The organism is Streptomyces sp. NPDC051219 (assembly GCF_040682335.1).
In the GTDB taxonomy this organism is placed as follows: domain Bacteria; phylum Actinomycetota; class Actinomycetes; order Streptomycetales; family Streptomycetaceae; genus Streptomyces.
Window position 1 is genome coordinate 333,573 of sequence record NZ_JBFBAS010000001.1, and the last position, 25,818, is coordinate 359,390.

Annotated in this window: 25 protein-coding genes and 1 tRNA gene; 14 read left to right on the forward strand and 12 right to left on the reverse strand. The window is 70.2% G+C overall.

All coding sequences use genetic code 11. The annotated features are described in order from the left end of the window. Positions 1-61 precede the first annotated feature (61 nt). Complete coding sequence (locus tag AB0M62_RS01630; RefSeq protein ID WP_366072035.1) at positions 62-916, forward strand: hypothetical protein; 855 nt, start codon at positions 62-64, stop codon at positions 914-916. A gap of 246 nt (positions 917-1,162) precedes the next feature. On the opposite strand, the gene AB0M62_RS01635 is transcribed toward AB0M62_RS01630, so the two are convergent. From AB0M62_RS01635 to AB0M62_RS01645, 3 genes are all read right to left on the reverse strand, one after another. Then, on the reverse strand, positions 1,163-1,489 hold the full coding sequence (locus AB0M62_RS01635) for a hypothetical protein (RefSeq protein WP_366072036.1): 327 nt from the start codon (positions 1,487-1,489) through the stop codon (positions 1,163-1,165). A gap of 139 nt (positions 1,490-1,628) precedes the next feature. After that, positions 1,629-2,060 (reverse strand): chaplin, encoded by a 432-nt coding sequence (locus tag AB0M62_RS01640; RefSeq protein WP_366072037.1) that lies wholly within the window; start codon positions 2,058-2,060, stop codon positions 1,629-1,631. A gap of 103 nt (positions 2,061-2,163) precedes the next feature. After that, positions 2,164-2,397, reverse strand: coding sequence for a chaplin (locus AB0M62_RS01645; protein WP_366072038.1), 234 nt, complete (start codon positions 2,395-2,397; stop codon positions 2,164-2,166). Between the two features lie 665 nt (positions 2,398-3,062). Here AB0M62_RS01645 and AB0M62_RS01650 point away from each other — a divergent pair. Further along, positions 3,063-5,123, forward strand: a complete 2,061-nt coding sequence (locus AB0M62_RS01650; protein ID WP_366072039.1) for a SpoIIE family protein phosphatase — start codon at positions 3,063-3,065, stop codon at positions 5,121-5,123. Between the two features lie 128 nt (positions 5,124-5,251). Then, complete coding sequence (locus AB0M62_RS01655) at positions 5,252-5,404, forward strand: hypothetical protein (RefSeq protein ID WP_366072040.1); 153 nt, start codon at positions 5,252-5,254, stop codon at positions 5,402-5,404. Between the two features lie 71 nt (positions 5,405-5,475). Here AB0M62_RS01655 and AB0M62_RS01660 read toward each other — a convergent pair whose 3' ends face one another. Continuing rightward, positions 5,476-5,883: a DUF6299 family protein gene (locus AB0M62_RS01660; RefSeq protein ID WP_366072042.1), complete on the reverse strand. Its 408-nt coding sequence runs from the start codon at positions 5,881-5,883 to the stop codon at positions 5,476-5,478. Positions 5,884-6,233: 350 nt separating this feature from the next. On the opposite strand from AB0M62_RS01660, the gene AB0M62_RS01665 reads away from it, so the two are divergent. Further along, positions 6,234-6,734: a DUF5949 family protein gene (locus AB0M62_RS01665; protein WP_366072043.1), complete on the forward strand. Its 501-nt coding sequence runs from the start codon at positions 6,234-6,236 to the stop codon at positions 6,732-6,734. 56 nt (positions 6,735-6,790) lie between these two features. Here the strand turns inward: AB0M62_RS01665 and AB0M62_RS01670 are convergent, their stop codons facing one another. Beyond that, positions 6,791-7,951, reverse strand: a complete 1,161-nt coding sequence (locus AB0M62_RS01670) for a low temperature requirement protein A (RefSeq protein ID WP_366072044.1) — start codon at positions 7,949-7,951, stop codon at positions 6,791-6,793. Between the two features lie 101 nt (positions 7,952-8,052). On the opposite strand from AB0M62_RS01670, the gene AB0M62_RS01675 reads away from it, so the two are divergent. Beyond that, the gene (locus AB0M62_RS01675; protein WP_366072045.1) at positions 8,053-8,253 is read left to right on the forward strand and encodes a hypothetical protein; all 201 of its coding nucleotides are present in this window, start codon (positions 8,053-8,055) and stop codon (positions 8,251-8,253) included. A 7-nt stretch (positions 8,254-8,260) separates the two neighbouring features. Here AB0M62_RS01675 and mscL read toward each other — a convergent pair whose 3' ends face one another. The 6 genes from mscL to AB0M62_RS01705 form a co-directional block, all read right to left on the reverse strand. Next, positions 8,261-8,776, reverse strand: a complete 516-nt coding sequence (mscL, locus tag AB0M62_RS01680) for a large conductance mechanosensitive channel protein MscL (RefSeq protein ID WP_366072046.1) — start codon at positions 8,774-8,776, stop codon at positions 8,261-8,263. A 123-nt stretch (positions 8,777-8,899) separates the two neighbouring features. Further along, positions 8,900-9,490: a hypothetical protein gene (locus AB0M62_RS01685; protein WP_366072047.1), complete on the reverse strand. Its 591-nt coding sequence runs from the start codon at positions 9,488-9,490 to the stop codon at positions 8,900-8,902. Between the two features lie 136 nt (positions 9,491-9,626). After that, positions 9,627-10,460 carry an S-methyl-5'-thioadenosine phosphorylase gene (locus AB0M62_RS01690; RefSeq protein ID WP_366072048.1) on the reverse strand — a complete coding sequence of 278 codons (834 nt, stop codon included), beginning with the start codon at positions 10,458-10,460 and terminating at the stop codon, positions 9,627-9,629. A gap of 88 nt (positions 10,461-10,548) precedes the next feature. Continuing rightward, positions 10,549-10,899 (reverse strand): FmdB family zinc ribbon protein, encoded by a 351-nt coding sequence (locus tag AB0M62_RS01695; RefSeq protein ID WP_366072049.1) that lies wholly within the window; start codon positions 10,897-10,899, stop codon positions 10,549-10,551. Positions 10,900-10,965: 66 nt separating this feature from the next. After that, positions 10,966-12,267, reverse strand: coding sequence for an MFS transporter (locus AB0M62_RS01700; RefSeq protein ID WP_366072050.1), 1,302 nt, complete (start codon positions 12,265-12,267; stop codon positions 10,966-10,968). A gap of 259 nt (positions 12,268-12,526) precedes the next feature. Then, entirely contained in the window at positions 12,527-14,065 is a 1,539-nt protein-coding gene (locus AB0M62_RS01705; protein WP_366072051.1) for a potassium/proton antiporter, read from the reverse strand. A gap of 193 nt (positions 14,066-14,258) precedes the next feature. Here AB0M62_RS01705 and AB0M62_RS01710 point away from each other — a divergent pair, with 193 nt between their 5' ends. Continuing rightward, positions 14,259-17,039 carry a penicillin acylase family protein gene (locus tag AB0M62_RS01710; RefSeq protein WP_366072052.1) on the forward strand — a complete coding sequence of 927 codons (2,781 nt, stop codon included), beginning with the start codon at positions 14,259-14,261 and terminating at the stop codon, positions 17,037-17,039. 49 nt (positions 17,040-17,088) lie between these two features. On the opposite strand, the gene AB0M62_RS01715 is transcribed toward AB0M62_RS01710, so the two are convergent. Next, complete coding sequence (locus tag AB0M62_RS01715; RefSeq protein WP_366072053.1) at positions 17,089-17,694, reverse strand: 5-formyltetrahydrofolate cyclo-ligase; 606 nt, start codon at positions 17,692-17,694, stop codon at positions 17,089-17,091. 84 nt (positions 17,695-17,778) lie between these two features. On the opposite strand from AB0M62_RS01715, the gene galU reads away from it, so the two are divergent. The 8 genes from galU (at position 17,779) to AB0M62_RS01755 (ending at position 25,770) form a co-directional block, all read left to right on the forward strand. Further along, complete coding sequence (galU, locus tag AB0M62_RS01720) at positions 17,779-18,681, forward strand: UTP--glucose-1-phosphate uridylyltransferase GalU (protein ID WP_366072055.1); 903 nt, start codon at positions 17,779-17,781, stop codon at positions 18,679-18,681. Positions 18,682-18,684: 3 nt separating this feature from the next. Then, positions 18,685-20,013, forward strand: coding sequence for a gephyrin-like molybdotransferase Glp (glp, locus tag AB0M62_RS01725; RefSeq protein ID WP_366072056.1), 1,329 nt, complete (start codon positions 18,685-18,687; stop codon positions 20,011-20,013). A 68-nt stretch (positions 20,014-20,081) separates the two neighbouring features. Then, on the forward strand, positions 20,082-20,594 hold the full coding sequence (gene moaC / locus AB0M62_RS01730) for a cyclic pyranopterin monophosphate synthase MoaC (RefSeq protein ID WP_366072057.1): 513 nt from the start codon (positions 20,082-20,084) through the stop codon (positions 20,592-20,594). After that, complete coding sequence (locus AB0M62_RS01735; protein ID WP_366072058.1) at positions 20,591-21,220, forward strand: MogA/MoaB family molybdenum cofactor biosynthesis protein; 630 nt, start codon at positions 20,591-20,593, stop codon at positions 21,218-21,220. Before moaC ends, AB0M62_RS01735 begins: the two co-directional genes overlap by 4 nt. After that, a complete protein-coding gene (locus AB0M62_RS01740; protein WP_366072241.1) occupies positions 21,217-21,843 on the forward strand; it encodes a GNAT family protein in 627 nt (208 codons plus the stop codon). The genes AB0M62_RS01735 and AB0M62_RS01740 overlap by 4 nt, the downstream gene beginning before the upstream one ends. Positions 21,844-22,005: 162 nt before the next feature. Continuing rightward, the gene (gene glpR, locus AB0M62_RS01745) at positions 22,006-23,109 is read left to right on the forward strand and encodes a gephyrin-like molybdotransferase receptor GlpR (RefSeq protein WP_366072059.1); all 1,104 of its coding nucleotides are present in this window, start codon (positions 22,006-22,008) and stop codon (positions 23,107-23,109) included. 68 nt (positions 23,110-23,177) lie between these two features. After that, positions 23,178-23,251, forward strand: a tRNA-Ala gene (locus tag AB0M62_RS01750). Positions 23,252-23,403: 152 nt separating this feature from the next. Continuing rightward, entirely contained in the window at positions 23,404-25,770 is a 2,367-nt protein-coding gene (locus tag AB0M62_RS01755; RefSeq protein ID WP_366072060.1) for a SpoIIE family protein phosphatase, read from the forward strand. Positions 25,771-25,818: the final 48 nt, after the last annotated feature.

Here is a 25,818-nt window from a genome sequence, read left to right on the forward strand (position 1 = left end):
TCCGTGCGCAGTCTTCTCACGGTGAGTGAGAGACCACCCCCACTCACCGAAAGGAATTTCTGTGCGTTTCACATCCATGTCCCGCGTCCTCGTCCCGTCGGCGGTGTCCGCCGCTCTGCTGTTCGCGGCGGTCGGTCCCGTCGCCGCCGCGCACACCGAGCACCAGCAGACTCGAACCGCCACCTCGGCCAAGGCCCCGCTTCCCGAGGCCGCCGCCCTCGGGGCGCAGGTCAAGACCCTGCAGGGGCTGTCCGCCGAGGTCGCTCCCGTCACCGACCTGCTCGAGGCGGTACTCGCGGCGGACAACGGTCAGCTCACCAAGGCCGAGGCGGCCAAGCACGCTGAGGCCGTCAAGGCGGCGCTCGCCGCCAAGAAGGAGGCCAACGCAGCCGCGCCGGCCGCCGGCACCGCAAACAGGGCGGCGTCCGCGGATGTCGTGGACGACGCGATCGCCGCGCTGCAGAAGGCGGTCGACGAGCTCATCGCCTCGGCCACCTCCGGCAGCGCCGCGGACGTGTCGTCGTCGGTCGAAGCCGTCGTGACCGGACTGGTCAACGACATCGTCGCCACGGTGCTCGGCAGCGGTCTCCCGGCCGCGGACCTCGAGGGCCTGCCGACAATGCCCGCGATGCCCGTGGCGGTGCCGGCCACCCCCGCCGAGCCTGCGACCCCGGCGGAGCCCGCCACCCCGGTGGAGCCGGCTGTCCCGGCGGAGCCCGCGACCCCGGTGGAGCCCGTCACCCCCGCCACCCCGGCCGAGCCCGTGGCTGTCCCCGCCACCCCGGAAACTCCGGCGGAGCCCGCTGTTCCCGCCACTCCGGCTGAACCGGCCGCCCCGGCCGCCCCGGCTGAACCGGCCACCCCGGCCGAGCCCGTCGCTGTTCCCGCCGCCCCGGCCGTACCGGTTACGCCGTGACGCAGCGGTGGCGGGTCCGGACGCGGACCCGCCACCGTCTCGGCTGAACAGGGTTGTTCGGTGCGACTCCCATACAGAACGCCAGGACCGCCCTGAGACCGGTCAGCGCCGTTCCCGCCCGGCCGGTACCGCGTTCGTCGATCCGGCGCGAGGCGCCGGCCGAGCGGGCGGCTCATACGACTGTGGCGCCATCCGCGAGATGCCGGTGGCGCCACATTCGTATGAAGTTCTGCACAGGGAGTGGTGTCAGCCCCTGCCGCCCTGAGCGCCCAGGTCGATGCCACCCAGCATCGGGGTGCTCTTGGCGACCGCGCCCGTCGTCTTGAGCACCTCCGACGGGGCGTTGTCGTGAACCTTCTTGAGGCCACCGGCGGCGTCCGCCACCGACTTCACCACGGAGCCCTGCTCCTCCACAGCGCGCATGACGGTCCCGGTGGTGAGGGGGGTCTCCGCGAGGGCACCGTTGAGGCTCATGGGAGGAATGGACGCGCTGTTCGCGGCGAAGGCGGGAGTGGCTCCCCCCAACGCCACCACGGAACCGGCGACGATGGCAGCGACCTTGGCGTACTTCATTTCAAATCCCTTTCTCCGTCGGTGCTTGTGGCACCGCTTTCACCATGGGTAACGAGCCCTGTCGGCAACAGAAACTCCGCTCCCCGGCCTTTCTGGGGCTCATTCGATTGACGAAGTACGGAGATCCTCTTATCAACTGCTATCGGCTTCGCCGGCGGTACAGCAGGGCTCCGCCCAGGAGAAGTCCGGCGCCCACGGCGGCCGTGGCCGGCTGGTCGTACGATCCCGTTTCCGCAAGTTCAGGGACGAGGAGCCGCGGGGCGGGTTCGGCGGGCGACGTCACCGTCGGCGGGACGTGACGGGGTGGAGCCGGGCGCGGCGGCTCGGGATTCTCGGGCGCGCACCCGTTGTTGTGTGCGGGATTGAGCACCCCGACGACGTCGAGGGTGTTGCCGCAGGCGTTCACCGGGAGGTCGATCGGCACCGAGACGCTGTTGCCGGCCAGGACGCCCGGTGAGTGGGAGGTGTCGCTCGCGGCATCGCTGTCCGCGTGTGCGAGGCCGGCACCGAGCGAGAGCATGCTCGATGCGGCTGCGGCGGTGAGCATGCCTTTGCTCAGAACCTGTCGCATTGATTGTTCCTGCCTTCCGGCTGTTGGAATCCAAGGTGGCCCCGGAGCGCACCTCCGTGCACTCGGGGCCACCCGAAAAGCTCACCCGTGGCGGGTGCTGTCGTCAGGCGTTCCCGCATTTGGTGCCGAAGACGGGGTTCAGCAGGGCGATGACGTTGACGGTGTTGCCGCAGACGTTCACGGGGATGTGAAGCGGGGCCTGCACCAGGTTGCCGGAGATGACGCCGGGGGAGTCGGCGGCCAGGCCCTCGGCCCCCGCGTGGGCGAAGGCCGGGGCAGCGCCTCCCATGGCCACCATGACGCCGGCGGCAACTGTGGCGACCTTCTTGTACTTCATTTCGATCCTTCCCGCAGTGGTGCCTGCCGCATTCGCGACCTTCGCGCTGCGCGCACAGTTCCCTGTCCGTGAACACCGCTGCAGGACAGGTAACGAGTGCCGGTCGGAAAGGACTCGGTAATCTCGCGCCACCCTGTGGGGAGTCACTCCAACGCAGCATGAATTAACGCCCCACGGATCCGAGAACTGTTGACCGGAGATCGGCCCAATGGCGGAATTCCGGCAATTCGTTCGAGGAGCGGTTCGCTGCAGTGCAGGCGCTCCTCCGGTGGGGCGCATGGAATCACCGCATAAAATCACCGGATGGGCTGACGCGCGCGACTCGGTGTCATCGCCCGAAAGGCTGTACGGGTGAGGTCGCCGTAAATTACAGCCCGCCTTACGGATGGTGTTATTCCGCTTTCTTTATTGATCGAAAATGCCAGGGTCTCGTTCGCAGTGGCTGCCTGATGCCTGGAGCACAGCGGCACGTGGCCTGCGCGGCCGACCATCCGCTGGGCACTGCTGAATCGTTGGCGAGAAGCCGCCGGACTCTTCCTGGGCATCCTGATGCAGAGTGGGAGAGACTGATTTCGCAGCCCACGTGGCCCGGCCCCTGGCACAGCGGACCGTGCAGCCAGGCAGACCGGCCCGGGCCTCCCCGGCGCGGACCTCCGGAGGGCCGTATGGCAGAGGCACAGCCGACTGGCCCGGTGATCGGGCCGGGGGAGCGGCTGGCCATGAACCGGATGGGCAGTTTCGACTGGGACCTGGACCGGGGAACGTTCGACCTCGACGACGCCGGGCTGGCGGTGTTCGACCTGGAGCGGTCCGGGTACGACCTGAAGCCCGAGACACTGGGCGTGCGGGTGTCGCTCGAAGAGGGTGCCAGACTGGAGGCCGCCGTGCAGCACGCGCTGCACACGGGGCAGGAGCAGTACGGCGTGTACTTCAAGCTGACGCGGCGGGACGGCAGCGAGCAGTGGTCGCACTCGCAGGGGCGCATTCTGCGCGACGGCCAGGGCTTGGCCCGCCGCATCGTCGGGATCGTCCGCGACGCCACCGAAGAGCTCGCCCACTCCACGCTGTTGCGCTCGCTCGAGGCGCAGCGGCAGAAGCAGACGACGATCGTCCAGCGCACCACTGAGGCACTGTCACGGGCCGTGACCGTCGATGACGTCACCGCGGTGCTCACCGGCGCCGGCGGGCTCGAACGGCTCGGCGCCCAGGGGCTTGCCCTCGGTCTGGTCGAGGGCGACACGTTCAAGGTCATCGCGTTGAGCGGGGAGTCGCTGGAGATCCTGGACGACCTGCGCGTCAACAAGCTGGACAAGTCGCTGCCCCTCGGCGAGGCCGTACTGACCCAGCAGCCGCGGTTCGTGAGTTCACTGTCCGAACTTGCCGACAAATTTCCGCTACTGGCGCCCTATCTGCCGCGGCTCAACTTCAATGCCGCCGTCTATCTCCCGCTGGTCGCCCAGGCCCGGTCGGTCGGCGGCCTCGCGCTGTTCTACCGGCGGCGGACCGACTTCAGCTCCGAGGAGCGCAACCTGTGCCTGGGCCTTGCGGGCATCGTCGCTCAGTCCCTGCAGCGTGCCATCCTCTTCGACCAGGAGCGCGAGTTCGCCACCGGTCTTCAGGCGGCCATGCTGCCGCGCCGTATCCCAGAGATCGTCGGCGGCGAGATCGCGGTCCGCTACCACTCGGCTTGGGGCGGCCGCGAGGTCGGCGGCGACTGGTACGACGTCATCGCGCTGCCCCGGGGGCGGGTGGGCATCGTGGTGGGCGATGTACAGGGGCACGACACCCATGCCGCCGCCATCATGGGCCAGCTGCGAATCGCCCTGCGTGCGTACGCGGGGGAGGGACACCCCCCGTCCACCGTGCTGGCCCGCGCCTCGCGGTTCCTCGCCGAACTCGACACGCAGCGCTTCGCCACGTGCACGTATGCCCAGGTGGACCTGGAAACGGGGGGCGTACGAGCGGTGCGCGCAGGGCACCTGGGCCCGCTGATCCGGCACAACGACGGCCGGACCGGGTGGCCGAATCTGCGTGGTGGGCTGCCCCTCGGTCTCGCCACGGCCTTCGAGCAGGAGGAGTACCCGGAGACCCGCCTCGACCTGGTGCCCGGTGAGACCCTCGTGCTGTGCACCGACGGTCTCGTCGAGGAGCCGGGGCTCGCCATCACCGACGGCATGGACGCCCTCGCCCACGCGGTACGGACCGGCCCGCAGGGGGCCGACGAGTTGGCCGACCATCTCTCCGACCGGCTGTGGGAGCGCTGGGGCTCGGGCGACGATGTCGCACTCCTTGTGCTGCGCCGGGCGCCGGACCCGGGCACCCATCGTGCGCCCCGCATCCATCAGTACGTCCACCAGGCCGACCCGGAGGGACTCTCCGAGGCCCGGTACGCGTTGCGTCAGGCCCTGCGCGACTGGGGAATGGTGGCCCTCGCCGACGATGTGGAGCTGGCCGCCGGGGAGCTGTTGGTCAACGCCCTCCTGCACACCGACGGAGGTGCGGTGCTCACGCTCGAGGTGCTGCCCGAGCCGGTACGGCGCATCCGCCTCTGGGTGAAGGACCGCTCCAGCGTCTGGCCGCGCAGGCGGTCGCCCGGGGAGGCGGCGACCACCGGACGGGGGCTGCTGCTCGTCGACGCGGTGGCCAGTCACTGGGGGGTGGAGCCCCGCGGTGACGGGAAAGCCGTGTGGTGCGAGTTCACCGCGCCCGTCGCGGCGCAGCCCTAGCGGCCGTCACTGATCGTGGTTGCAGTGGCACGTCGAGTTGTGGCAGGTGCGAGGTGGCGCGATCATCGACGCATGGAACGGAATCAGCCATGCGATGGATAAGTATGACGACCGTCAAAGGAGTGTTAATGCTCCTGCTCCTGGCCGCCGGGTTGCCGACCGTGGCCGCCTACACGTCCGGCAGTCCCCTCGGCGGTCCCAGCTGCCAGGCCGTTGCCTTCATGTCGGTCGTGGGCATCGGACCGGACTGCGGCGAGCAGCAGCCTGACGGGGCTCGCTAGCCCTTGCCCCGGCGGTCTTGTCGGATCCGCGACCTCGATCCTCGAAGACCGCCCGGACAGGGCCTGGACAGCTACGGCGTCGAGACGAGCGTGACGGGGCTCTCCTGGTCGACGAGGAAGTGCGGCAGCGGCAGCCAGCCGCCGGCCGTCCGGAACGTAAGCATCCGGACCTCCACCTGAGCCGGCCCCGCCGCGAATGCGGCAACATCCGTGGGCTGGGTGCTCGGCCTTCCCGAGTTGGTCCACGGGTGCTCCAGTCCGTCGCAGACGGCCTCGGTGCCACCGATGCTCTGCGACGAGGTGCCGTTCTGCGTGATGTTGGTGGCGATGAACACCGAACCGGACTCTGCTTCGTCGATGCAGCGGTAGGTGCCGGACAGGGTCACGAGCCCGTCCGCCGCGATCTGTCCGTACTCCTGGACGGACACGCTGTTGACGGGTTCCGCCGCCTCGGTCGCGACCGGAAATGCCGTGGCCACCAAAATTCCGCCCAAGACTGTGCCGAGCATGCGCATGACTGCCTCCATGAACCGGAAAACGAATGTTCTGGGTTTGCCAGTTTTGCGGCTCGGCATGATGAAACCGGCGCGGCAGTACTCGTGTCGTCCGTCTCCACGCGTAATTCACGCGTGAGGACGCCCCTGATGCGTCAGTCGGCCCTTACTCCGGCGAATCCGGCGGCCCGGGCGTGCTGTGCGCCGCGATGTCCTCCGGGAAAAGGTCACTGAAAATGCCCGCTGCCACGTTCGTGTATGCGCGCCGCGGCATACGTCCGTCCGGGTGAATTTCCGCCGGATGGGAGCCTCGGCGGCCATTAGGGTGCCGAGCCATGACCTCAACTCAAACTGCAGCAAGCGGCGTTCAGCGAGGCCACTTGGGCACCCTCTTGTTGCTCACATGGATCGGCGATCCCGTGGAAGGGCAGAACGTTCCTTATCTGCTCGCCTTTTCGCTCGGAGACGGGACTGACGGCCCGGAAGCGGGGGAGGCAGCCGTCCGGGCGCTGATCGAGGAATGCGGGATGTCGGTGGGCGGCGGACTGCTGGACGGCAGTCGCGTGCCCGGCCTGCCGATCAAGCTGCTGGTCGAGGGCGGTCAGGCGGCGCTCAACATGCCGTATTTGAAGGCGCAGTGTCCCGTCCCGCCGGAGTGGCTGCGGTCGGCCAAGGAGCACGGAGAGGTCTACTTCCTGCTGGCCAGCCGGCCCTGGCCGGAGGCGACGCCGGGAGAGCCGGTGAGCGAGGAGATGCTCAAGGCATTCGTGGGCGACGAGGAGACCCTCACCACGGCGGGGCACTGCCTGCTGCCCGTCACGCGGCTGCGTAGGTGACCCGACGCGGATCCGGCCGATCGTCTCGGAGCGGCCGGATCCGCGGAGGCCGGCGCTCAAAGCTGGGCGGAGGCCCGGTCCCGCTCCGCCAGAGTCACGCCGGCGGCCACGGTCAGCGCTGCCACCAGTCCGGCGGCGAGGACGGCCCAATGGCCCGCGAAGGTGCAGGCGAGAATCGCCAACGCGGATAGGGGCAGGGGGAATTGCTGAGCGAGGTTGCGCTTGAAGTGGCGTGCGTGCAGGAACCAGACGGTCAGCAGGAACAGGGCGGTCGGCAGCGTGACGGCAGCGTTGGCAGCCACGGCGGAGATGTGCGCCTTGCCCACGGCGTGTTCGACCGTGACCTCGATGCCCGCGCCGATCGCGGCGGCGGAGCCGAAGATCAGGACGTGCCCGTAACCCCACGGAATGGCCTGCCGGTTGGAGATCAGCCGCTCGTGCGCGGGTACGGCGAAGTAGATCCACCAGGCGGAGAAGACGATCAGCAGTCCGCCGCCCGCGATGGGCAGAAGCTCGCCGAAGGCCTCGTTCTCGTCGAGTGCGGACTGTACGGCGATGGTGCTGGCCGCCATCGTCTCGCCCAGGACGATCAGGGTGAAGAGGCCGTAGCGCTCGACGATGTGGTGCGCGTGCCACGGTGTCTGCCGGTTCCGCTCGGCAATCAGCGGGATGGTCAGCTCGGCGGCTGCCACGACGATGAACAGCCAGCGCTTGGCCCCCTCGGGGACGAACAGCAGTGCCACCCAGGCCGCCTGGCAGACGGCCAGGCTCCCGGCGTACTCCAGCGCCGTATTCCGGGCGGGGCCGGTCTCCGACGCAGCCGCCCGCAGCCACTGGCCCGTCAGCGCGACCCGCATCACCAGATAGCCGATGACGGCGACGGTCCAGTCGTTGTCGTTGAAGGCGCGCGGGACCCCGGCCGCATAGATGAGCACACCGGAGATCTGCACGAGCGTCGCCATCCGGTACAGCACGTCGTCGCAGTCGTACGCCGAGGCGAACCAGGTGAAGTTCATCCAGGCCCACCACACGCCGAAGAAGACGAAGCAGTAGCCGATGACTCCGGCGCCGGGATGTCCCTCGGCGAGGGCGTGTACGAGTTGCAGGCCGGCCTGCGCCACGGCGACCACGAAGCAGAGGTCGAAGAAGAGTTCCAGCGGGGTGGCCGCGCGATGTTCCTCGTCGCGGCTGCGGGCGGTCATCCGGGTGTACGCCATGGGCCCAGCACAGCAGAACCGGGCGGGCCGGGAGGCGGGGCGCGCAAGGCATACGCCCGAGAGAGAGGAGCCGTGCCGCCCGGGCGCCGTACCCTGGAGGTATGAGTACCGCCCCCACCCCCGGACCGCGCGAATCGAAGCACGACTCCCGGCCCAAGCCGGCGCTGGACTTCGACGATCCGATGGACCAGCAGTCCTCGGACGATACGGACCGCGGGTGGGGCGAGCGGCCTTCCGCGGTCAGCGACAGCGCCGCCGACCTGGCTCGCTTCCTCGACGAGAAGCCGCCCCACCACCTCTGAGCGCCGGCTAGCGGTCGCGCCCCGTACCCGAGTCGCGCCCCGTACCCGAGTCGCGCCCGGAACCCGAGTCGCGCTGGGCCACCACCGCGTCGCGGATCTCCTTCAGTACCTCCAGCTCGGTCAGCTCGACCACTTCCTTCGCGCCTTCCCGCGCGGCATCCCGCTCCGCCCGCCTGGCGAGGTACTTGGCCATGGGCAGCACCATCAGGAAGTACACGACGGCGGCGGTGATCAGGAAGCTGAGGGTCGCGCTGAGCACCGAGCCCCACATGATGGGGATGCCCGCCGCGGCCTCGCCGGTCTTCGGGTCGATCGCGCAGGGGTCCTTGAGGCAGTACGTGTACTTGTTGAGGTCCTTCGTGCCGAAGGCGCCGACCAGGGGATTGATGAAGCCTTTGACGACGGCGTTCACGATCTGGGTGAACGCGGCGCCGATCACGACGGCGACCGCCAGGTCGATCACATTGCCTCGCATCAGGAAGGCCTTGAAGCCCTCCAGGACGCCGACCTTCTTCTCGCTCACCACTGAACCCTTCGTCGCATGCGCAGGCCACGGAACAGGCCGCTCCGAAACCTACGTCAGCGCGGGGGACCAGCGTCCAGTCGCTGCGTGCGATCTGATGACGCGACTGTCTGTTCGTGCGATTCAGCACACGATCACCGCCAGTTGAGAGGTCACGCCGGCGCCCGCGAGCGCCGCCGCCGTGGCCCGCGGGACCGACAGCACGACCAGCGCCCCGCCGTCCCCCATCTCCCTCTCGGGCAGGGGTACTTCGGCCACCCGCGCCGACGCCGCCACCACACGGGCCCGCGAATTCCCGCCCGGGGACGAGTCCGCCGCCACCACATCAACCCGGTCCCCGGGGCGCAGCAGCCGTACGGCCGCCGCGTCCGCGATCCGTACCGGGGCGGAGACGCGCTCCACCGCGGCCGGCCGGTGCCGGGGCGGCGCAGCCGCCTCGGCCGCCACGCTGCCCGGAGGCCCGGATCCGGTCGCCACCACCGCGGCGGCCATCGCCAGCCCTGCGGCCATCGCCCGACGCCTGCGCCGCAAGGCCCGCCGCAGCCGGTGGGCACCGCCGCGCACCCGCAGCGGAGCGAACATCGGCACCACGCGCGGCGGAGGCGCCGGATGGGCGGCGGGCAGGGAGGAGGCGAAGGGAGACGGAGGAGGGGGCGAGGGGGAGGAAGCGGGAGCGGAGGTGGGGGAGAAGACAGAGGAGGACGTGAGGGACATGGCAAACACCACCTGCGGTGAGAGGGACTTAGGCCGGATACCCGGACACCCCTCACGATCCCTTGTCGCGCCCGGTCCCGCCGAGCCCTGTGGACGTGCACCCCGATGGGGAGAACTCGCCCACTCCCCGGGGTGATTACGGCAGGTCGAACCCCAGGTCCCAGCCGTCGTGGGCATGGGTGCACAGGCAGTCCCGCGCGTCGGTGGCCGGCAACTTCGCCACCGCGTCGAAGAGCACCTGGCGCAGCCGCCCCACGTTCTGGCCGAACACCTCGATCACCTCGGTGTGCGAGACGCCCTCGCCCGTCTCCGCCCCGGCGTCCAGGTCGGTCACCAGCGCAACCGAGGTGTAGCAGAGGCCCAGCTCCCGGGCCAGGACCGCCTCCGGGTGGCCGGTCATCCCCACCACCGCCCAGCCCATCGCCGCATGCCATTGCGATTCCGCGCGGGTCGAGAAGCGTGGCCCCTCGACGACGACCAGCGTCCCGCCGTCCACCGGTTCCCAGTCCCGGCCGCGCGCGGCCGCAAGAGCGGTCGCCCGCCCGACCGGGCAGTAGGGGTCGGCGAACGTCGTGTGGACGACGTTGGGGACGGTGCCGTCGGGCAGCGGCTCTCCGTCGAAGTAGGTCTGCGTACGCGCCTTCGTACGGTCCACGAGCTGGTCCGGTACGAGGAGCGTCCCGGGGCCGTACTCCGCCCGCAGTCCGCCCACCGCGCACGGTCCCAGTACCTGGCGCGCGCCCACCGAGCGCAGGGCCCACAGGTTGGCGCGGTAGTTGATGCGGTGCGGCGGGAGGTGGTGGCCGCGGCCGTGGCGGGGGAGGAAGGCGACTTGCCGTCCCGCTATCTCGCCGAGGAACAGCGAGTCGCTCGGCTTCCCGTACGGGGTGTCCACCTCGACCTCGGACACGTCCTCCAGGAAGGAGTAGAAGCCCGAGCCGCCAATCACGCCGATCTCTGCGTTCGCCATGGCGATCACCCTAGGCCCTGTCCTGGGCGCGAAAAAGCCGGGGACCCCGTCGTACATCGAGTACGTGACGGGGTCCCCGGCGGAAGCCTCAGGCAGCCGAGGAGGAACTGCCCGCAGAGCTGCCGGCGGAACTCGCGGAGCTTGTGGAGCTCGACGACGAGGCCGACGACGATGCCGAGGAAGAGCCCGAGGACGAAGTGTCGGAAGACGACGTCGACGTCGCAGCTGCCGGCTTGGAGGCCGGTGCGCTGCTCGACGACGAGCCGCGGCTGTCGTTCCGGTAGAAGCCGGAACCCTTGAAGACGATGCCGACCGCGGAGAACACCTTTTTCAGGCGTCCCTCGCAGCTCGGGCACTCGGTCAGGGCGTCATCGGTGAACTTCTGCACCGCCTCGAGGCCCTCGCCGCACTCGGTGCACTGGTACTGATAGGTCGGCACTTGCTCCTCCTGGCACTCTCACTCATTGAGTGCTAACGACGTTCCATACTGACGTATTCCGCGGAATCAGTCCACCGTGACCGGCACGCGGTGACCGACACCACTGCGGCTGCCCCGTGCCGCGATGCGGCCCGAGGCCTTCGGAGACAGCCGCGAACGCAGCGCCACCAGGGTCGCCAGTGCCAGTGCCGTGCCCACCAGAGGCACCACGAACCCGGCGCTCGCGCCGTGGGCGTCGGCCAGCCGGCCGGCCCCCGTGACGGCTGCCGCCTGGCCGAGCGCGACCGCGCCGGTGAGCCAGGTGAACGCCTCGGTCCGGGCGGTGGCCGGGACCAGCTTCTCGACCAGTGTGTAGCCGGTGATCAGCGCGGGCGCGATGCACAGGCCCACCAGCAGTCCGAGCGCCCCGAGCACCGGTACGGAGTGCACCGCCCACAGGGCCGAGGTCGCCAGGGTCAGCGCGGTGTATCCGACGATCAGGCGCCTGCGCGGGCCGGACTTCCAGGCGATGGCACCGCAGGCGATGCCGGCGAGCATGTTGCCGGCCGCGAAGACGCCGTACAGCAGACCGTTCGCGCCGGGGTTGCCGATCTCCTGGGAGAACGCGGTGAGCGAGACCTGCATGCCGCCGAAGACGGCGCCGATGCCGAGAAAAGCGATCGCGAGAACGCGCACCCCCGGTACGGAGAGCGCGGAGCTGTGCGGTGCGGCGGCGGTGCCGGAGCCGCGGCTCGGCCTGGGCTGCGTCCGCCGCTGGGCCGCGAAGAGCAGGCCGCCGACCAGCGTCAGGCCCGCCTCGGCGGCGAGGCCGGCCGCGGGGTGGACGCCGGCGCACAGCGCCGTCGCCAGGACCGGGCCGATGACGAACGTGAACTCGTCCGTCACCGACTCGAACGCGGCGGCGGTGGACATCAGCGGTGAGCCCTCCAGCTTGGCCGCCCAGCGGGCCCGCACCATCGGCCCGACCTGCGGGACCGAGGCACCGGCCGGGACAGCGGCGGCGAAGAGGGCCCACAGCGGCGCGCCGGAGAGTGCGAAAGCGATCAGCGCGCCGACGGAGGCGGCGTGCACCAGGACACCCGGCAGCAGCACGGCGCTCTGTCCGAAGCGGTCCGCGAGCTTGCCGCTCTGCGGTGCGAACAGCGCCATGGAGACGCCGGTGACCGCGGCGACGATGCCGGCGGTTCCGTACGAGCCGGTGGTGTGGTGCACGAGCAGCACGATGCCGATGGTCAGCATCGCGAAGGGCTGGCGGGCGGCGAAGCCGGGGAGCAGAAAGCCCCAGGCGCCGGGTGTGCGCAGCAGTTGCCCGTATCCCGGGCGGGAGTCCTCGGCGGTGGCCGCGACGGTGTTGACCGTGGTTGGCACGGTCCTTGCCTTTCCGCTGCCTGGTAGTGCTCCCCCGTCACGCGCCTTGTGGGCCGTGCGGGAGCCCCGAGAGCTGTCCTCACGCGCAGTAACCGGGGTAGATACCAGGGCCGCTCCCTGTGAAGGGGGGCCGCGGCCGCCGTGCGGTCGCGCCAGCTCTGCGTCAGGCAGAGTTGGTCGATCAGTGTGCCTTCATGCTACAGGGAAACCGCCGTTCCGTGCCTGTGATTGCGCCGACACGAGCAGCAGTCACCTGCGATTAACCGGAGTTTCGGAGGCCGTTTCCGCCGGTTCCCGTGCCGAGCCACCCTGCCAGCTTTCCGCCCTGTCCGACGGCACGCAGCCGCGCCTCCGCCGCGTCCCGCACCGGATCGGTCGCCACCACCAGCAGCTCGTCGCCCCGGCGCAGAACGGTCGCGGGTCCCGGCACGAAGCTCTTCCCTTCCCGTACGACGAGGGTGACCGCTGCGCCGGGCGGCAGTCGCAGCTCGCTGACCTCCACGCCGTGCATCTTCGACTTCTGGGGGATCGCCACGGACAGCAGGTGCCCCCGCAGTCGCTCGAGCGGAGCCGATTCGATGCCCAGGTCGGCCGCGGTGTCCGGCACGCCGAGATTCAGCTTTCTGGCCAGCCAGGGCAGGGTCGGCCCCTGTGCGAGGGTGTAGACGACGACCAGTACGAAGACGATGTTGAAGATGCGGTCGCTGCCCTCGACCTGCGCCACCATCGGGATGGTGGCCAGGATGATGGGCACCGCGCCACGCAGGCCCGCCCATGACATGAGGGCCTTCTCCTGCCACGGCAGGCGGAACGGGAGCAGGCTGACGAAGACCGACAGGGGCCTCGCCACCATGGTCAGCACCAGTCCCACCATCACGGCCGGCCAGAAGTCGGCGATCAGCTCGTGCGGGGTCACCAGCAGGCCGAGCAGGACGAACATGCCGATCTGGGCGATCCAGCCGAGCCCGTCCGCGAAGCCGCGGGTGGCGGGCCAGTGCGGCAGTCTGGCATTGCCCAGCACCATGGCCGCCAGATAGACGGCGAGGAAGCCGCTGCCGTGTGCCATGGCGCCGGCGGCGTAGGCCACGACGGCGATGGCCATCACGGCGATGGGGTAGAGGCCGGAGGCGGGCAGTGCCACATGGCGCAGGCCGTACGCACCGAGCCAGCCCACCGCGAGTCCGATGGCCGCGCCGATCGCCAGTTCCATGGCGATCTTGCCCAGGAGCGCGTACCACTCGTCCACCGGACCGGCGGTCGAGAAGGCCACCACCAGGATCACGACGGGGGCGTCGTTGAAGCCCGACTCCGCTTCCAGCGCACCCGTCACCCGGGACGGCAGCGGGACCCTGCGCAGGACGGAGAAGACGGCCGCGGCATCGGTGGAGGACACGACCGCTCCGATGATGAGCGACTGCCGCCACTCGAGTCCCACCAGGTAGTGCGCCCCCGCCGCCGTGACGCCGACGCTCACGGCGACTCCGACGAGCGAGAGCATGACCGCGGCCGGCAGCACCGGCCTGACCTCTTTCCACTTCGTGCCCAGACCACCCTCGGCCAGGATCACCACGAGCGCGGCATAGCCGATGACCTGCGTCAGCTCCGCGTTGTCGAAGGCGACGCCGCCGATGCCGTCCTGTCCTATGCCGACGCCGATGCCGAGGTAGAGGAGCAGGCTGGGGAGCCCGCTGCGCGACGAGACGCGCACTGCCGCCACGGCGACGAGCAGAACGAGCGAGCAGATCAGCAGGAGCTCATTGAGCTGGTGGACAGTCAGGGGCCGGCCTTTCCCTCGCACGCCTGCCGGATCGTGCCTCCGGCGGCAGGTACTTCGTTACCTTACCTAATCTTTGACGCGTTCTTTACGCGGCCAGGTGTCCGTGGGACGACCGTTCGAGCGCGTTACTGATACCGCGTCCGGACCGGGTGAGCGCTGCGCCTATGGTTGCTCCCAGCACTCCCAGGACCACCCTGCCCCTCGAAGGACAGCGATGCCCGCCAACGAAACCGCCTCTTCCGGCAAGAAGAAGGGGCGTCGTGCCCGCCTGATCGTGATCATCCTGGTGCTGGCACTCGTAGCGGGTGTCGGTTACGGCGCGTACTGGACCATCGACAGCGTGCGTGCCTCCTTTCCGCAGACCACGGGGACGGTGAGGCTCGAGGGCCTCTCCGGTCCCGTCGACGTCAAGCGCGACGACTACGGCATCCCGCAGATCTACGCGAACTCCGACGAGGACCTGTTCCGCGCCCAGGGATTCGTCCAGGCCCAGGACCGATTCTGGGAGATGGACGTCCGCAGGCACATGACCGCCGGGCGTCTGTCGGAGATGTTCGGCAGCGGCCAGGTCGGGACGGACGCGTTCCTGCGCACCCTCGGCTGGCGCCGGGTGGCGCAGACGGAATACGACACCAAGCTCTCGCCGGAGACCAAGAAGTACCTCCAGGCGTACGCCGACGGGGTCAACGCGTACCTCGAGGGCCGTGAGGGCAAGGACCTGTCGGTCGAACACGCCGCTCTCGGCCTGAGCAACGACTACAAGGCCGAGAAGTGGACCCCGGTCGACTCGGTGGCCTGGCTCAAGGCAATGGCCTGGGACCTGCGCGGCAACATGCAGGACGAGATCGACCGCTCGCTGATGACCAGCCGGCTCTCCGAGGCGGAGATCAAGGAGCTCTACCCGCCGTACGCCTTCGACCGGAACAAGCCGATCGTCGAGGGCGGCACGGTGGACACCGGCACCGGTTACGACCCGGAGGGCGAATCGACCGGCACCCCGGGCACGTCGGGCGGCGCGCTCGGCAATGCCGCAGACGCCGGACAGGGCAGTGCGCAGGGCGCCGCGCAGGGTCTGCAGACCCAGCTCTCGGCCCTCTCCGACACCCTTGACGAGATCCCGGCGCTGCTCGGCCCGAACGGCAACGGCATCGGCTCGAACTCCTGGGTCGTCTCCGGCAAGTACACGACCACAGGCAAGCCGCTGCTCGCCAACGACCCCCACCTGGCCCCGCAGCTGCCGTCGCTCTGGTACCAGATGGGCCTGCACTGCCGCAGCGTCTCGGCCTCCTGCAAGTACGACGTAGCGGGCTACACCTTCTCCGGCATGCCCGGCGTGATAATCGGCCACAACCAGGACATCGCCTGGGGCATGACCAATCTCGGAGCCGACGTCACCGACCTCTACCTGGAGCAGGTCACCGACGAGGGCTACCTGTACGACAAGAAGACCCGGCCGTTCACGACCCGCGAAGAGGTCATCAAGGTCGCGGGCGGTGCGAGCAGGACGATCACGGTACGCACCACCAACAACGGCCCGATCGTCTCCGACCGCAGCGACGAGCTGGCCAAGGTCGGCGAGAAGGCCCCGGTCGCCGCCTCCGCTCCCGACCGCGGAAACGGCTACGCGATCGCTCTCCGCTGGACCGCGCTGGACGCGGGCAGGACCATGGACGCCGTCTTCGAGCTGAACCGGGCCAAGGACTTCGCCGGCTTCCGCAAGGCCGCCCGCAACTTCGAGGTCCCGTCGCAGAACCTGATCTACGCCGACAGCAAGGGCGCCGAGGGCAATATCGGTTATCAGGCGCCCGGCCGTATCCCGGTCCGCGGCAAGGGTGACGGCCGGATGCCGGCCCCGGGCTGGGACCCGGCGTACTCCTGGAAGAGCGGCGAGGACGCGTACATCCCGCAGGAGGAGCTGCCCTGGGACTTCAACCCGGAGCGCGGCTACATCGTCACCGCCAACCAGGCGGTCACCGAGTCGGATGAGGACGCCAACCCGCACACCCTCACCACGGACTGGGGCTATGGCGCCCGCAGCCAGCGGATCAACGACCTCATCGAGACCAAGACCAAGGACGGCGGCAAGGTCTCGACCGAGGACATGGCGAAGATGCAGATGGACAACAGCAGTGAGATCGCCGCGCTGCTGACGCCCATCCTGGCGAAGATCAATGTCGAGGACCCCGACGTCCGCGAGGCGCAGAAGCTGCTGGACGGCTGGGACTACACGCAGGAGCCGGACTCGTCGGCGGCCGCGTACTTCAACGCGGTCTGGCGCAACATCCTCGTGCTCGCCTTCGGCAACAAGCTGCCCAAGGAGCTGCGGGTCGAGGGCCAGTGCCTGAACGTCCGGCCCGCCGACGCCACGGGTCCGGTGGACGATCTCGAGAAGCCGGTCCGGGAGTGCGGCGAGCGCGACGGGGACACCGCCCAGCCGGACGGCGGCGACCGCTGGTACGAGGTCGTTCGAAAGCTGATCAAGGACGAGGACAGCGCCTGGTGGCAGTCGCCCAAGACCCGTCTTGACCTGGCGACGCAGACCCGTGACGAGCTCTTCGAGCGGGCCATGAAGGACGCCCGCTGGGAGTTGACCGCCAAGCTCGGCAAGGACGTCGACACCTGGAGCTGGGGCCGGCTGCACCAGCTGACCCTGAGAAACCAGACGCTCGGCACCGAGGGGCCCGGCTTCATGCAGTGGCTGCTCAACCGCGGCCCGTGGAACCTGGGCGGCGGCGAGGCCGCGGTCAACGCCACCGGCTGGAACGCGGCGGACGGGTACGGGGTCATCTGGGTGCCGTCCATGCGGATGGTCGTCAACCTCAACGACCTCGACAAGTCCCGTTGGATCAACCTGAGCGGCGCCTCGGGGCACGCCTACAGCGCGCACTACACCGACCAGACCGACATGTGGGCCAAGGGTGAACTGCTCGACTGGGCGTTCACCGAGGAGGCGGTCGACCGGACCACGGTCGACGCCATGGTGCTCAGGCCCTGAGACACGCCCAGGTGCGCTGCGACCCGGCGCCGGCTGTCGGGCGCCGGCGTCAGGCGCCGAAGCGCGTGACTCCTTCGGGTGTCACCACAGCCTGCACGGGGTGGTCGTGCGGTTCCTCCGGGACCCGCGCGACCACCTCGTTGTCGTACAGGAGGACAACCAGCGCCGGGTTCGCGCCCGCCCGTGCGAGACGGGCGAGCACGCGGTCGTACGAGCCGCCGCCGCGACCCAGGCGCATCCCGCGGGAGTCGACCGCCAGGCCGGGCAGCAGTACGGCGTCGGCCGTCAGGACGGCGTCGGGACCGAGCCTCGCGCCGGCCGGCTCCAGCAGAGTGATCCTGCCCGGGCGGTCCGCGCGTACCAGCCGGTCCGCGCCCTCGTACGCGCCCCAGTCGAGATCGTTGTCGTCCATGAGGACCGGCAGCAGGACGCGCACGCCCCGCGCGCGCAGCGCGTCGAGCAGCGCGCGCGTGCCGGGTTCGCTCCCTACGGACACATACGCCGCCACCGTGCCCGCCCGGGAGAGTTCCGGCAGCTCCAGTGCCCGGCGCGCGAGAACCGCGGCCGCGTTCTCGGCGTCTTCCTCGGACAACCGGCTCCTGGCTGCGCGGAGTTCGCGCCGGATATCGGTCTTGTTCGATTGATCACCGTGCATATGTGGTTCACAAACCCTTCTAAATGGCCGCGAATTAACCGGAGTATCACCTTCCGCCCATACGCAGCGGATAGGGTGCTGCGCATGACTCAGTCGCACCCCAAGATCAGCAAGGCTGTCATCCCTGCTGCGGGTCTCGGAACACGGTTCCTTCCGGCCACGAAAGCCACTCCGAAGGAAATGCTGCCCGTCGTCGACAAGCCGGCGATCCAGTATGTGGTGGAGGAGGCGGTCTCGGCCGGGCTCTCCGACGTCCTCATGATCACGGGCCGCAACAAGCGCCCGCTGGAGGACCACTTCGACCGCAACTACGAACTGGAGTCGGCGCTGACCCGCAAGGGGGACGCCGAGCGACTGGCCAAGGTGCAGGAGTCCAGTGATCTGGCGACGATGCACTACGTCCGCCAGGGCGATCCCAGGGGCCTCGGCCACGCCGTTCTGTGCGCCGCCCCGCACGTCGGCGACCAGCCCTTCGCCGTACTCCTCGGCGACGACCTGATCGACCCGCGCGACCCTCTGCTGGCGCGGATGGTGGAGATCCAGGAGGTTCACGGCGGCAGCGTGATCGCGCTGATGGAGGTCGACCCGGCGCAGATCCACCTGTACGGCTGCGCCGCCGTCGAACCCACCCAGTACGGAGACGTCGTCAAGATCACCGGCCTGGTCGAGAAGCCGGAGGCGGCCGAGGCGCCCAGCAACTACGCGATCATCGGCCGGTACGTCCTCGACCCGGCCGTCTTCGCCATACTCCGTGAGACCGAGCCCGGCCGGGGTGGCGAGATCCAGCTCACCGACGCCCTGCAGAAGCTGGCCGTCGACGAGAAGCTGGGCGGCCCGGTGCACGGGGTGGTCTTCAAGGGGCGCCGCTATGACACCGGCGACCGCGGGGACTATTTGCGGGCCATTGTCAGACTGGCGTGCGAACGTGAAGACCTGGGACCCGAGTTCCGGACCTGGCTTCGCCGTTACGTCACCGAGGAGATGTAGCACTTGAGCAGCACCGCACCATCGGACACCGGCAGGCAGCGGCTCTGGTCGGTGGACGAGCACCTGGACGACATCATCGGCGCTGTCCGTCCGCTCGAACCCATCGAGCTGCAACTCCTCGACGCCCAGGGCTGTGTCCTCGTCGAGGACGTCATCGTGCCCGTCGCCCTGCCGCCCTTCGACAACAGCTCGATGGACGGGTACGCCGTCCGGACGGCGGATGTCGCGGGTGCGAGCGAGGAGTTCCCCGCGGTGCTCATGGTCGTCGGAGATGTCGCGGCCGGCAGTGGCGAACTGCCGACGGTGGGACCGGGCGAGGCCGCCCGCATCATGACCGGTGCTCCGCTGCCGCCCGGCGCCGAAGCCGTCGTCCCCGTCGAGTGGACCGACGGCGGTACGGGAGGGGGGGCGGCCACCGCGATGCGTGCGGCCAGTGCCGCACCCGAAGGCGCGAGCGGCGAGGTCCGGGTGCGCCGGGCGGCCGAGGCGCGGGCGCACGTCCGCGCCCGCGGCAGCGACGTCCGGGCGGGCGACCTCGCGCTGGAGGCGGGCACGGTGCTGGGCCCGCCCCAGATCGCCCTGCTCGCCGCCATCGGGCGTGGCACGGTCCGGGTCCGGCCGCGGCCCCGGGTGGTCGTCATGTCGACCGGGAGTGAGCTGGTCCAGCCCGGCGAGGAGCTGGCCGAGGGCCGGATCTACGACTCCAACAGCTTCGCGCTCACCGCGGCCGCCCGGGACGCCGGCGCCATCGCGTACCGGGTCGGCGCCGTCGGCGACGACGCGGAGACGCTGCGGGCGACCATCGAGGACCAGCTGATCCGGGCCGACCTCATCGTCACCACGGGTGGCGTAAGCGTCGGCGCGTACGACGTAGTGAAAGAAGCCCTGGCCTCCGCCGGCGACGCGGAGGAGCCGGGCAGCGGGGTCGACTTCCGCAAGCTGGCCATGCAGCCGGGCAAGCCGCAGGGCTTCGGCTCCATCGGCCCGGACCACACCCCTCTGATGGCGCTGCCGGGCAACCCCGTGTCGTCGTACGTCTCGTTCGAGTTGTTCGTCCGGCCGGCCATCCGCGCGCTGATGGGCCTGCGGGACGTCCGGCGCCCGAGCGTGCGGGCGGTGCTCCGCGCCGACAAGGCACTGTCCTCACCGGCCGGCCGTCGCCAGTTTCTGCGCGGTGCCTACGACCCCGAGGCGGCCACCGTCACTCCTGTGGGCGGTTCGGGTTCCCACTTGATCGCGGCCCTGGCGCACGCCGATTCGCTGATCGTGGTCCCCGAGGAAATGACCTCCGCCGAGCCCGGTGCCGAGCTCGAGGTGGTCCTGCTCGGCTGAAGCCCTCCAGGTGGGGGTAGCGTGGCTGCCCACACAGGCCCTGATGGGCCCGGACCGGGAGCGCCACAGTGACTGCGAATTCCCGGGGGGAGACCCCCGGCCCCCCTCAGCAAGACAGGCTTACGCACATCGACGCTGGGGGCGCGGCCCGAATGGTCGACGTGTCGGAGAAGGACGTCACCACGCGGACCGCCAGTGCCAGTGGGCGCGTGCTGGTCTCTCCCCGGGTGATCGAGCTGCTGCGCGGCGAGGGTGTGCCGAAGGGCGACGCCCTGGCGACCGCACGTATCGCCGGGATCATGGGCGCCAAGCGAACCCCCGACCTGATCCCGCTCTGCCACCCGCTCGCCGTCTCCGGCGTCAAGCTCGACCTCACGGTCGTCGACGACGCGGTCGAGATCCTCGCCACGGTGAAGACCACCGACCGGACGGGTGTGGAGATGGAGGCGCTGACCGCCGTCTCGGTGGCGGCGCTCACGGTGATCGACATGGTGAAGGCGGTCGACAAGGGCGCGGTCATCATGGACGTACGGGTCGAGGAGAAGACGGGCGGCAAGTCCGGCGACTGGAGCCGGTCATGAGTGCGGCACCACGCGCCGGAGAGGTGCACAGCCACAGCCACGGACCGGCGTCCTCACCCACCCCGCCCGACCAGGCGGCCACCCCAAGCACCGGCCCCGGGCAGGCACCCGGCCAGGCACCGGTGGCGCAGCAGCGGCGGGCGCTGGTCGTCACCGCCTCCAACCGCGCCGCCGCCGGCGTCTACGCCGACCAGGGCGGCCCGGTCCTGGCCGAGGGCCTGCGCGTCCTTGGCTTCGCGGTCGACGGCCCGCAGGTGGTGCCCGACGGCGATCCGGTCGAGCAGGCGCTGCGCGCCGGGATCGCCGCAGCGTACGACGTCATCCTCACCACCGGCGGTACGGGAATCTCGCCCACCGACCGGACGCCCGACGTGACCCGTCGTCTCCTCGACTACGAGATCCCCGGCATCCCGGAGGCGATCCGTGCCGAGAGCCTGGCCAAGGTCCCCACCGCCGCCCTCTCGCGGGGGCTCGCCGGTGTCGCGGGACGGACCCTGATCGTCAACCTGCCCGGCTCGACCGGCGGCGTGCGCGACGGACTCGCGGTCCTGGACCGGCTCCTCCTCCACGCCGTCCACCAGATGCGGGGCGGCGACCACCCCCGACCCGCGGGGGGCCCCAGCTGAACGCTCCCTCCTGGCCCGTCGTGCTGGCGGACGGCGATGTCGTCCTCCGCCCGATAAAGCTGCGCGACCAGCGGGCCTGGCGCGAGGTCAACCGGCGCAACCGCGACTGGCTGCGTCCCTGGGAGGCGACCATTCCGCCGCCTTCGCCGGCCGGCCCGGTGGCCCAGCGGCCCACGTACCGGCAGATGGTCCGCCATCTGCGTGCGGAGGCCAACGCCGGCCGGATGCTGCCGTTCGTGATCGAGTACCAGGGCCGTCTCGTCGGGCAGTTGACGGTGGCTGGGATCACCTGGGGCTCGATGTGCGGGGGCCATGTCGGCTACTGGGTCGACCGGGAGGTGGCGGGCCGCGGGGTGATGCCCACGGCGGTCGCCCTCGCCGTCGACCACTGTTTCCGTACGGTCGGACTGCACCGCATCGAGGTCTGCATTCGCCCCGAGAACGGCCCCAGCCGCAGGGTGGTGGAGAAACTCGGATTCCGCGAGGAGGGTCTGCGCCCGCGTTATCTCCACATCGACGGCGGCTGGCGAGACCACCTGGTGTTCGCCCTCACGGCGGAAGAGGTTCCCGAGGGGCTGCTGCGCCGCTGGCACCAGGTCCGACCCGGTACATCGCAGAAATAAGATATGTGTTCGAAATTGGCCGCCATCCGAACGTAAACGCGCTCACTAACGCGGCCAGTTGATCCGAACAATCACAAAAAAAGTCCGTGATATCAGCCAGATCGTGCGACACACCGGGCCAATTGGCGGATGGCCTCGCTCGTACCCCTCTACGGTGTGAGGGTGAGCAGCAGCGGCCTCATCTACGCAGTCATTGTCGGGGCCTGGGCCGCCTACCTGGTGCCGATGTGGCTCCGGAGGCAGGACGAGCTGAACGAGGCCCGTCCGACGGAACGCTTCTCCACCGCCATCCGGCTGTTGTCGGGACGGGCGGCCATGGAGCGCCGTTACGCCAAGGATCTGCAGGGGCGCAGTGACGAGGAGGCGGAACCCCGCACCGACCCGGACGCCGTGACGAACCCTACGGGTTCCGTCGACGTCCGGGCTTTCGCCGTGCCCCCGACAAGGACAGAGCACACCGAACACGTCGAGCACACGGAACGGCCCGAGCCGTCCGCGCCCGCCAGACCCGCGCGCCCCTCGGGCGACGCCGCCGAGCGTGCCCGGCGCGCCAAGCGCCTGAAGGTCCTCGCGCGTCGCCGGCGCACCACCGTGATGCTTTTCCTCGCCTTTTCGCTGGGCGCCGTCGTCGCGGCGGTCGGGGGACTCCGCTTCCTCTGGGCGCCCGGTGTACCGGCCGCCCTGCTGAGCGCGTACATCATGCATCTGCGCGCCCAGGAGCGGCGGCGGTTCGTCTTCACCATGGACCGGCGCCGGGCCGAGGCGGCCGCCCAGCGGCTGCGCGAGTCCCGGCCGCGCCGCAGGCAGGCGCCGCCGGGCGCACACGCCGAGGTTCCGGAAGCGCGGACGGAGTCCGTGCCGGTCCCCGTCGTCTCGCCGCAGGAGGCCGGCCGCCGGGCCCTGGTCGAGCAGACCGACCACGCGGAGTGGGTCGACCAGCAGCGTGAGCGCGGCCCGGTCCAGGGCGAGAGCTGGGAGCCGGTCCCGGTCCCCCTGCCGACGTACGTCACTGCTCCGGTGGCGCCGCGCGCGGCGGGCAGCGTCGACCTCGGTGCCCCGGACGCCTGGAGCTCGGCCCGCTCCAGCACCGCCGAGCCGACGGCGGACCGGCCGGCGCCCCCGGTTTCCGACCCGGCGCCCGGTCCGCGCATGCCCTCCCCCTCGACCTCCGGTTCCGCTTCGGTGCGCCGCAGCCGCGAGCGTGGCCGCACCCCGCTCTTCGACCAGTACGAGGAGGAGGACCGGCCGAGAGCCGCCAACGAGTGAGGACGTGACCTGCGCGGAACGGATTTCCAAGCACCCCGACCGGGGTGCTAAGGTTTCACTCGTTGCAAGGGCCTGTGGCGCAGTCTGGTAGCGCACCTCGTTCGCATCGAGGGGGTCTGGGGTTCAAATCCCCACAGGTCCACCGCACACAGAGATCCCGTCCGATCGTTCAGATCGGGCGGGATTTCTCGCGTTCCCCGTCCCGAGCGCCGATCACCCGTCCAGCAAGCCCGCTTCGCGGTCCCGGGGAAGAATGGCCAGTGGTCGGACGCGTCGAACGAGGTGTGCATGCACATGGTTCGCAACAGCGAGGATTTCCTCGACGCCGGTTACGCGGCGGGGCTGGTGGTGGACGGCGTCGGAACGGTTCTGGGCTGCACCCCTGCGGCCGAGGCGCTCCTGGGCCGCAGCGCCGAGGACTTGCACGGACTGCCCCTCCGCTCCCTGCTGGCCGATCCCGACCACTGGCCGCACGCGATGGCTCAGCGCAGCGGCCCCGTATGGGAAGGCCGCGCCGTCGTGCGGACGGAGGACGCAAAGGAGTTGGACGTGGCCTTTCGCGTCCTTCCGCTGGACCCCCCGTCCCGTCCGAGCGGGCGCGACTCCCGGTGGCTGGTTCTGGGGGCGCCTCGCGCCCAGGTGTCGAAGTGGCGTCAGGACTTCGCGTTCACCCAGGAGCTGTTCCTCCAGGACCGTGTAGGGCTTGCGGTGTTCGACCGGGAACTGAGGCTGGTACGCACGAATACGCACCTTCTGCCGTACACGGGGGTGCCCGCCGATCTCGCGGGCCACCGGCTGGCGGACTTCCTGTGGGCGGAGGACGCCCGGCAGATCGACGACCAGCTGCTGGAGGTCCTCCGGTCCGGGGTTCCGCTCGTGGGCGTGGACGCCTTCGTACGCACCCTGACCGACCCCGGAGCGGGGCGGATCATGGCGGTGTCCGTGTTCCGCCTTCAGGAGCCGGACGGCCGGGTGATGGGGGTCACCGGCCTCTTCACCGATGTCACCGAGCAGCGCCGGGCGCGCCGGCGCCTTGATCTTCTGCACCGTGCCACCGCTGTGCTCGGGAACACCCTGTCCGTTGCGGAAACCACCCGGGATCTGGCGAATGTACTCGTGCCCGACCTCGCCGACACCGCAGTCGTCGACCTCGCCGAGGGCGTATTCCGTTTCGCGGAGCCTCGCCCCGAGAATCATCGGCTTCACCTCCTGCGCCGCGCGGCCGCGGCGGGACCGGACGCCGGAGAGGCCGGACCTGAGGACGTGGTCGAGCTGGACACCGGAGGATCGCTGCGGGGTCACGTGTGGGCCGACGGCAGGCCGGGCGAGAACCAGCGGATCCGTTCGAGCATGGCCGTACTGCTGCGTGCCAGGGGCATGCTCCTGGGGCGGGTCACCGTGCGGCGCACCAGCGTTCTGCCGTTCGACAGGGACGATCTGGACCTGCTGGGGGAGATTGCCTCCCGTGCGGCTCTGGTGGTGGACAACGCTCGTCGCTACTCCCGTGAGCGCCGGGCGAGTGTGAGTCTGCAGCGCAGCCTCCTGCCTCCGGCCGAGACCGAAACGGTGGCCGTGCAGGCGGCCAGCGTCTATCTGCCCACCGATGCGGCCACGGGGGTGAGCGGGGACTGGTTCGACGTCATCGCGTTGTCGTCCGCGCGGGTTGCCCTCGTGGTCGGTGACGTGGTCGGCCACGGGCTGCACGCGACGGCGACGATGGGCCGGCTGCGCACGGCCGTGCGTACGCTGGCCGATCTCGATCTCGAGCCGGACGAGCTGCTTGCCCATCTCGACGACCTCGTCTCCCAGCTCACGGTGGAAGCCGGCGGCAACGAGCCCGGCGCCCAGGGTTCCCCCACACCGGGCGGGTACCACGCCTTCGGCGCCACCTGCCTGTACATGACCTACGACCCGGTGACGCGGCACTGCGTGATGGCCAGCGCGGGGCATCCGCCGCCGGCCCTGATGACTCCGGACGGGACCGTCGAATATGTGGACGTCAGTCCCGGACCGCCGCTGGGGGTCGGCGGACTGCCCTTCGAGCCCGTCGAGATCGAGGTCGAGCAGGGCAGTGTGTTCGCGCTCTTCACCGACGGGCTCGTCGAGCGGGGGGCAGGCGATGTCGACGAAGGGATGCAGGCACTTCGGGAGCGGCTGATGAGAGCCGACGCCCTGCGCCGCCCACTCCGGGACGTCGGCCGGGAGGTCGTGACGGGACTGGCGCCGACCCGGCTCCCGGACGACGTCACGCTGCTGCTCGCCCGTACCCGTGTCGTTCCGCCCGACGACAGCGTGACCTGGGTACTGGACGCGGACCCGGCGGTCGTGGCGAGCGCGCGTGAGCTGGTGGTGGGGCAGCTGTCCAGCTGGGGTCTGGACGAACTGGCCTTCACCACCGAGCTGGTGGCGAGCGAGCTGGTCACCAACGCCATCCGCTACGCGGGCGGACCTGTGGAGCTCCGGCTGATCCGGGCAGGCACACTGGTCTGCGAGGTCTCCGACCCGAGCAGCACCCAGCCCAGGATGCGGCGTGCCCGCACCACCGAGGAAGGCGGGCGCGGCCTCTTCCTGATCGCGCAGCTCACCCAGCGCTGGGGCAGCCGCTACACGCGACGCGGGAAGACCATCTGGGCGGAGCAGCCCCTGCCGGGGCCGGTATGAGGCGGCGCACGCCTCCAACTCCCGTGCTGTTCACCGTTGCCGCGCGAT

Excerpts from the sequence above, each read along its gene's own strand:
- AB0M62_RS01635 (WP_366072036.1), bottom strand. The coding sequence starts at position 1,489 with ATGAAGTACGCCAAGGTCGCTGCCATCGTCGCCGGTTCCGTGGTGGCG.
- AB0M62_RS01640 (WP_366072037.1), bottom strand. The coding sequence starts at position 2,060 with ATGCGACAGGTTCTGAGCAAAGGCATGCTCACCGCCGCAGCCGCATCG.
- AB0M62_RS01645 (WP_366072038.1), bottom strand. The coding sequence starts at position 2,397 with ATGAAGTACAAGAAGGTCGCCACAGTTGCCGCCGGCGTCATGGTGGCC.
- AB0M62_RS01650 (WP_366072039.1), top strand. The coding sequence starts at position 3,063 with ATGGCAGAGGCACAGCCGACTGGCCCGGTGATCGGGCCGGGGGAGCGG.
- AB0M62_RS01655 (WP_366072040.1), top strand. The coding sequence starts at position 5,252 with ATGCTCCTGCTCCTGGCCGCCGGGTTGCCGACCGTGGCCGCCTACACG.
- AB0M62_RS01665 (WP_366072043.1), top strand. The coding sequence starts at position 6,234 with ATGACCTCAACTCAAACTGCAGCAAGCGGCGTTCAGCGAGGCCACTTG.
- AB0M62_RS01670 (WP_366072044.1), bottom strand. The coding sequence starts at position 7,951 with ATGGCGTACACCCGGATGACCGCCCGCAGCCGCGACGAGGAACATCGC.
- AB0M62_RS01675 (WP_366072045.1), top strand. The coding sequence starts at position 8,053 with ATGAGTACCGCCCCCACCCCCGGACCGCGCGAATCGAAGCACGACTCC.
- AB0M62_RS01685 (WP_366072047.1), bottom strand. The coding sequence starts at position 9,490 with ATGTCCCTCACGTCCTCCTCTGTCTTCTCCCCCACCTCCGCTCCCGCT.
- AB0M62_RS01690 (WP_366072048.1), bottom strand. The coding sequence starts at position 10,460 with ATGGCGAACGCAGAGATCGGCGTGATTGGCGGCTCGGGCTTCTACTCC.
- AB0M62_RS01710 (WP_366072052.1), top strand. The coding sequence starts at position 14,259 with ATGCCCGCCAACGAAACCGCCTCTTCCGGCAAGAAGAAGGGGCGTCGT.
- AB0M62_RS01715 (WP_366072053.1), bottom strand. The coding sequence starts at position 17,694 with ATGCACGGTGATCAATCGAACAAGACCGATATCCGGCGCGAACTCCGC.
- galU (WP_366072055.1), top strand. The coding sequence starts at position 17,779 with ATGACTCAGTCGCACCCCAAGATCAGCAAGGCTGTCATCCCTGCTGCG.
- AB0M62_RS01735 (WP_366072058.1), top strand. The coding sequence starts at position 20,591 with ATGAGTGCGGCACCACGCGCCGGAGAGGTGCACAGCCACAGCCACGGA.
- AB0M62_RS01755 (WP_366072060.1), top strand. The coding sequence starts at position 23,404 with ATGGTTCGCAACAGCGAGGATTTCCTCGACGCCGGTTACGCGGCGGGG.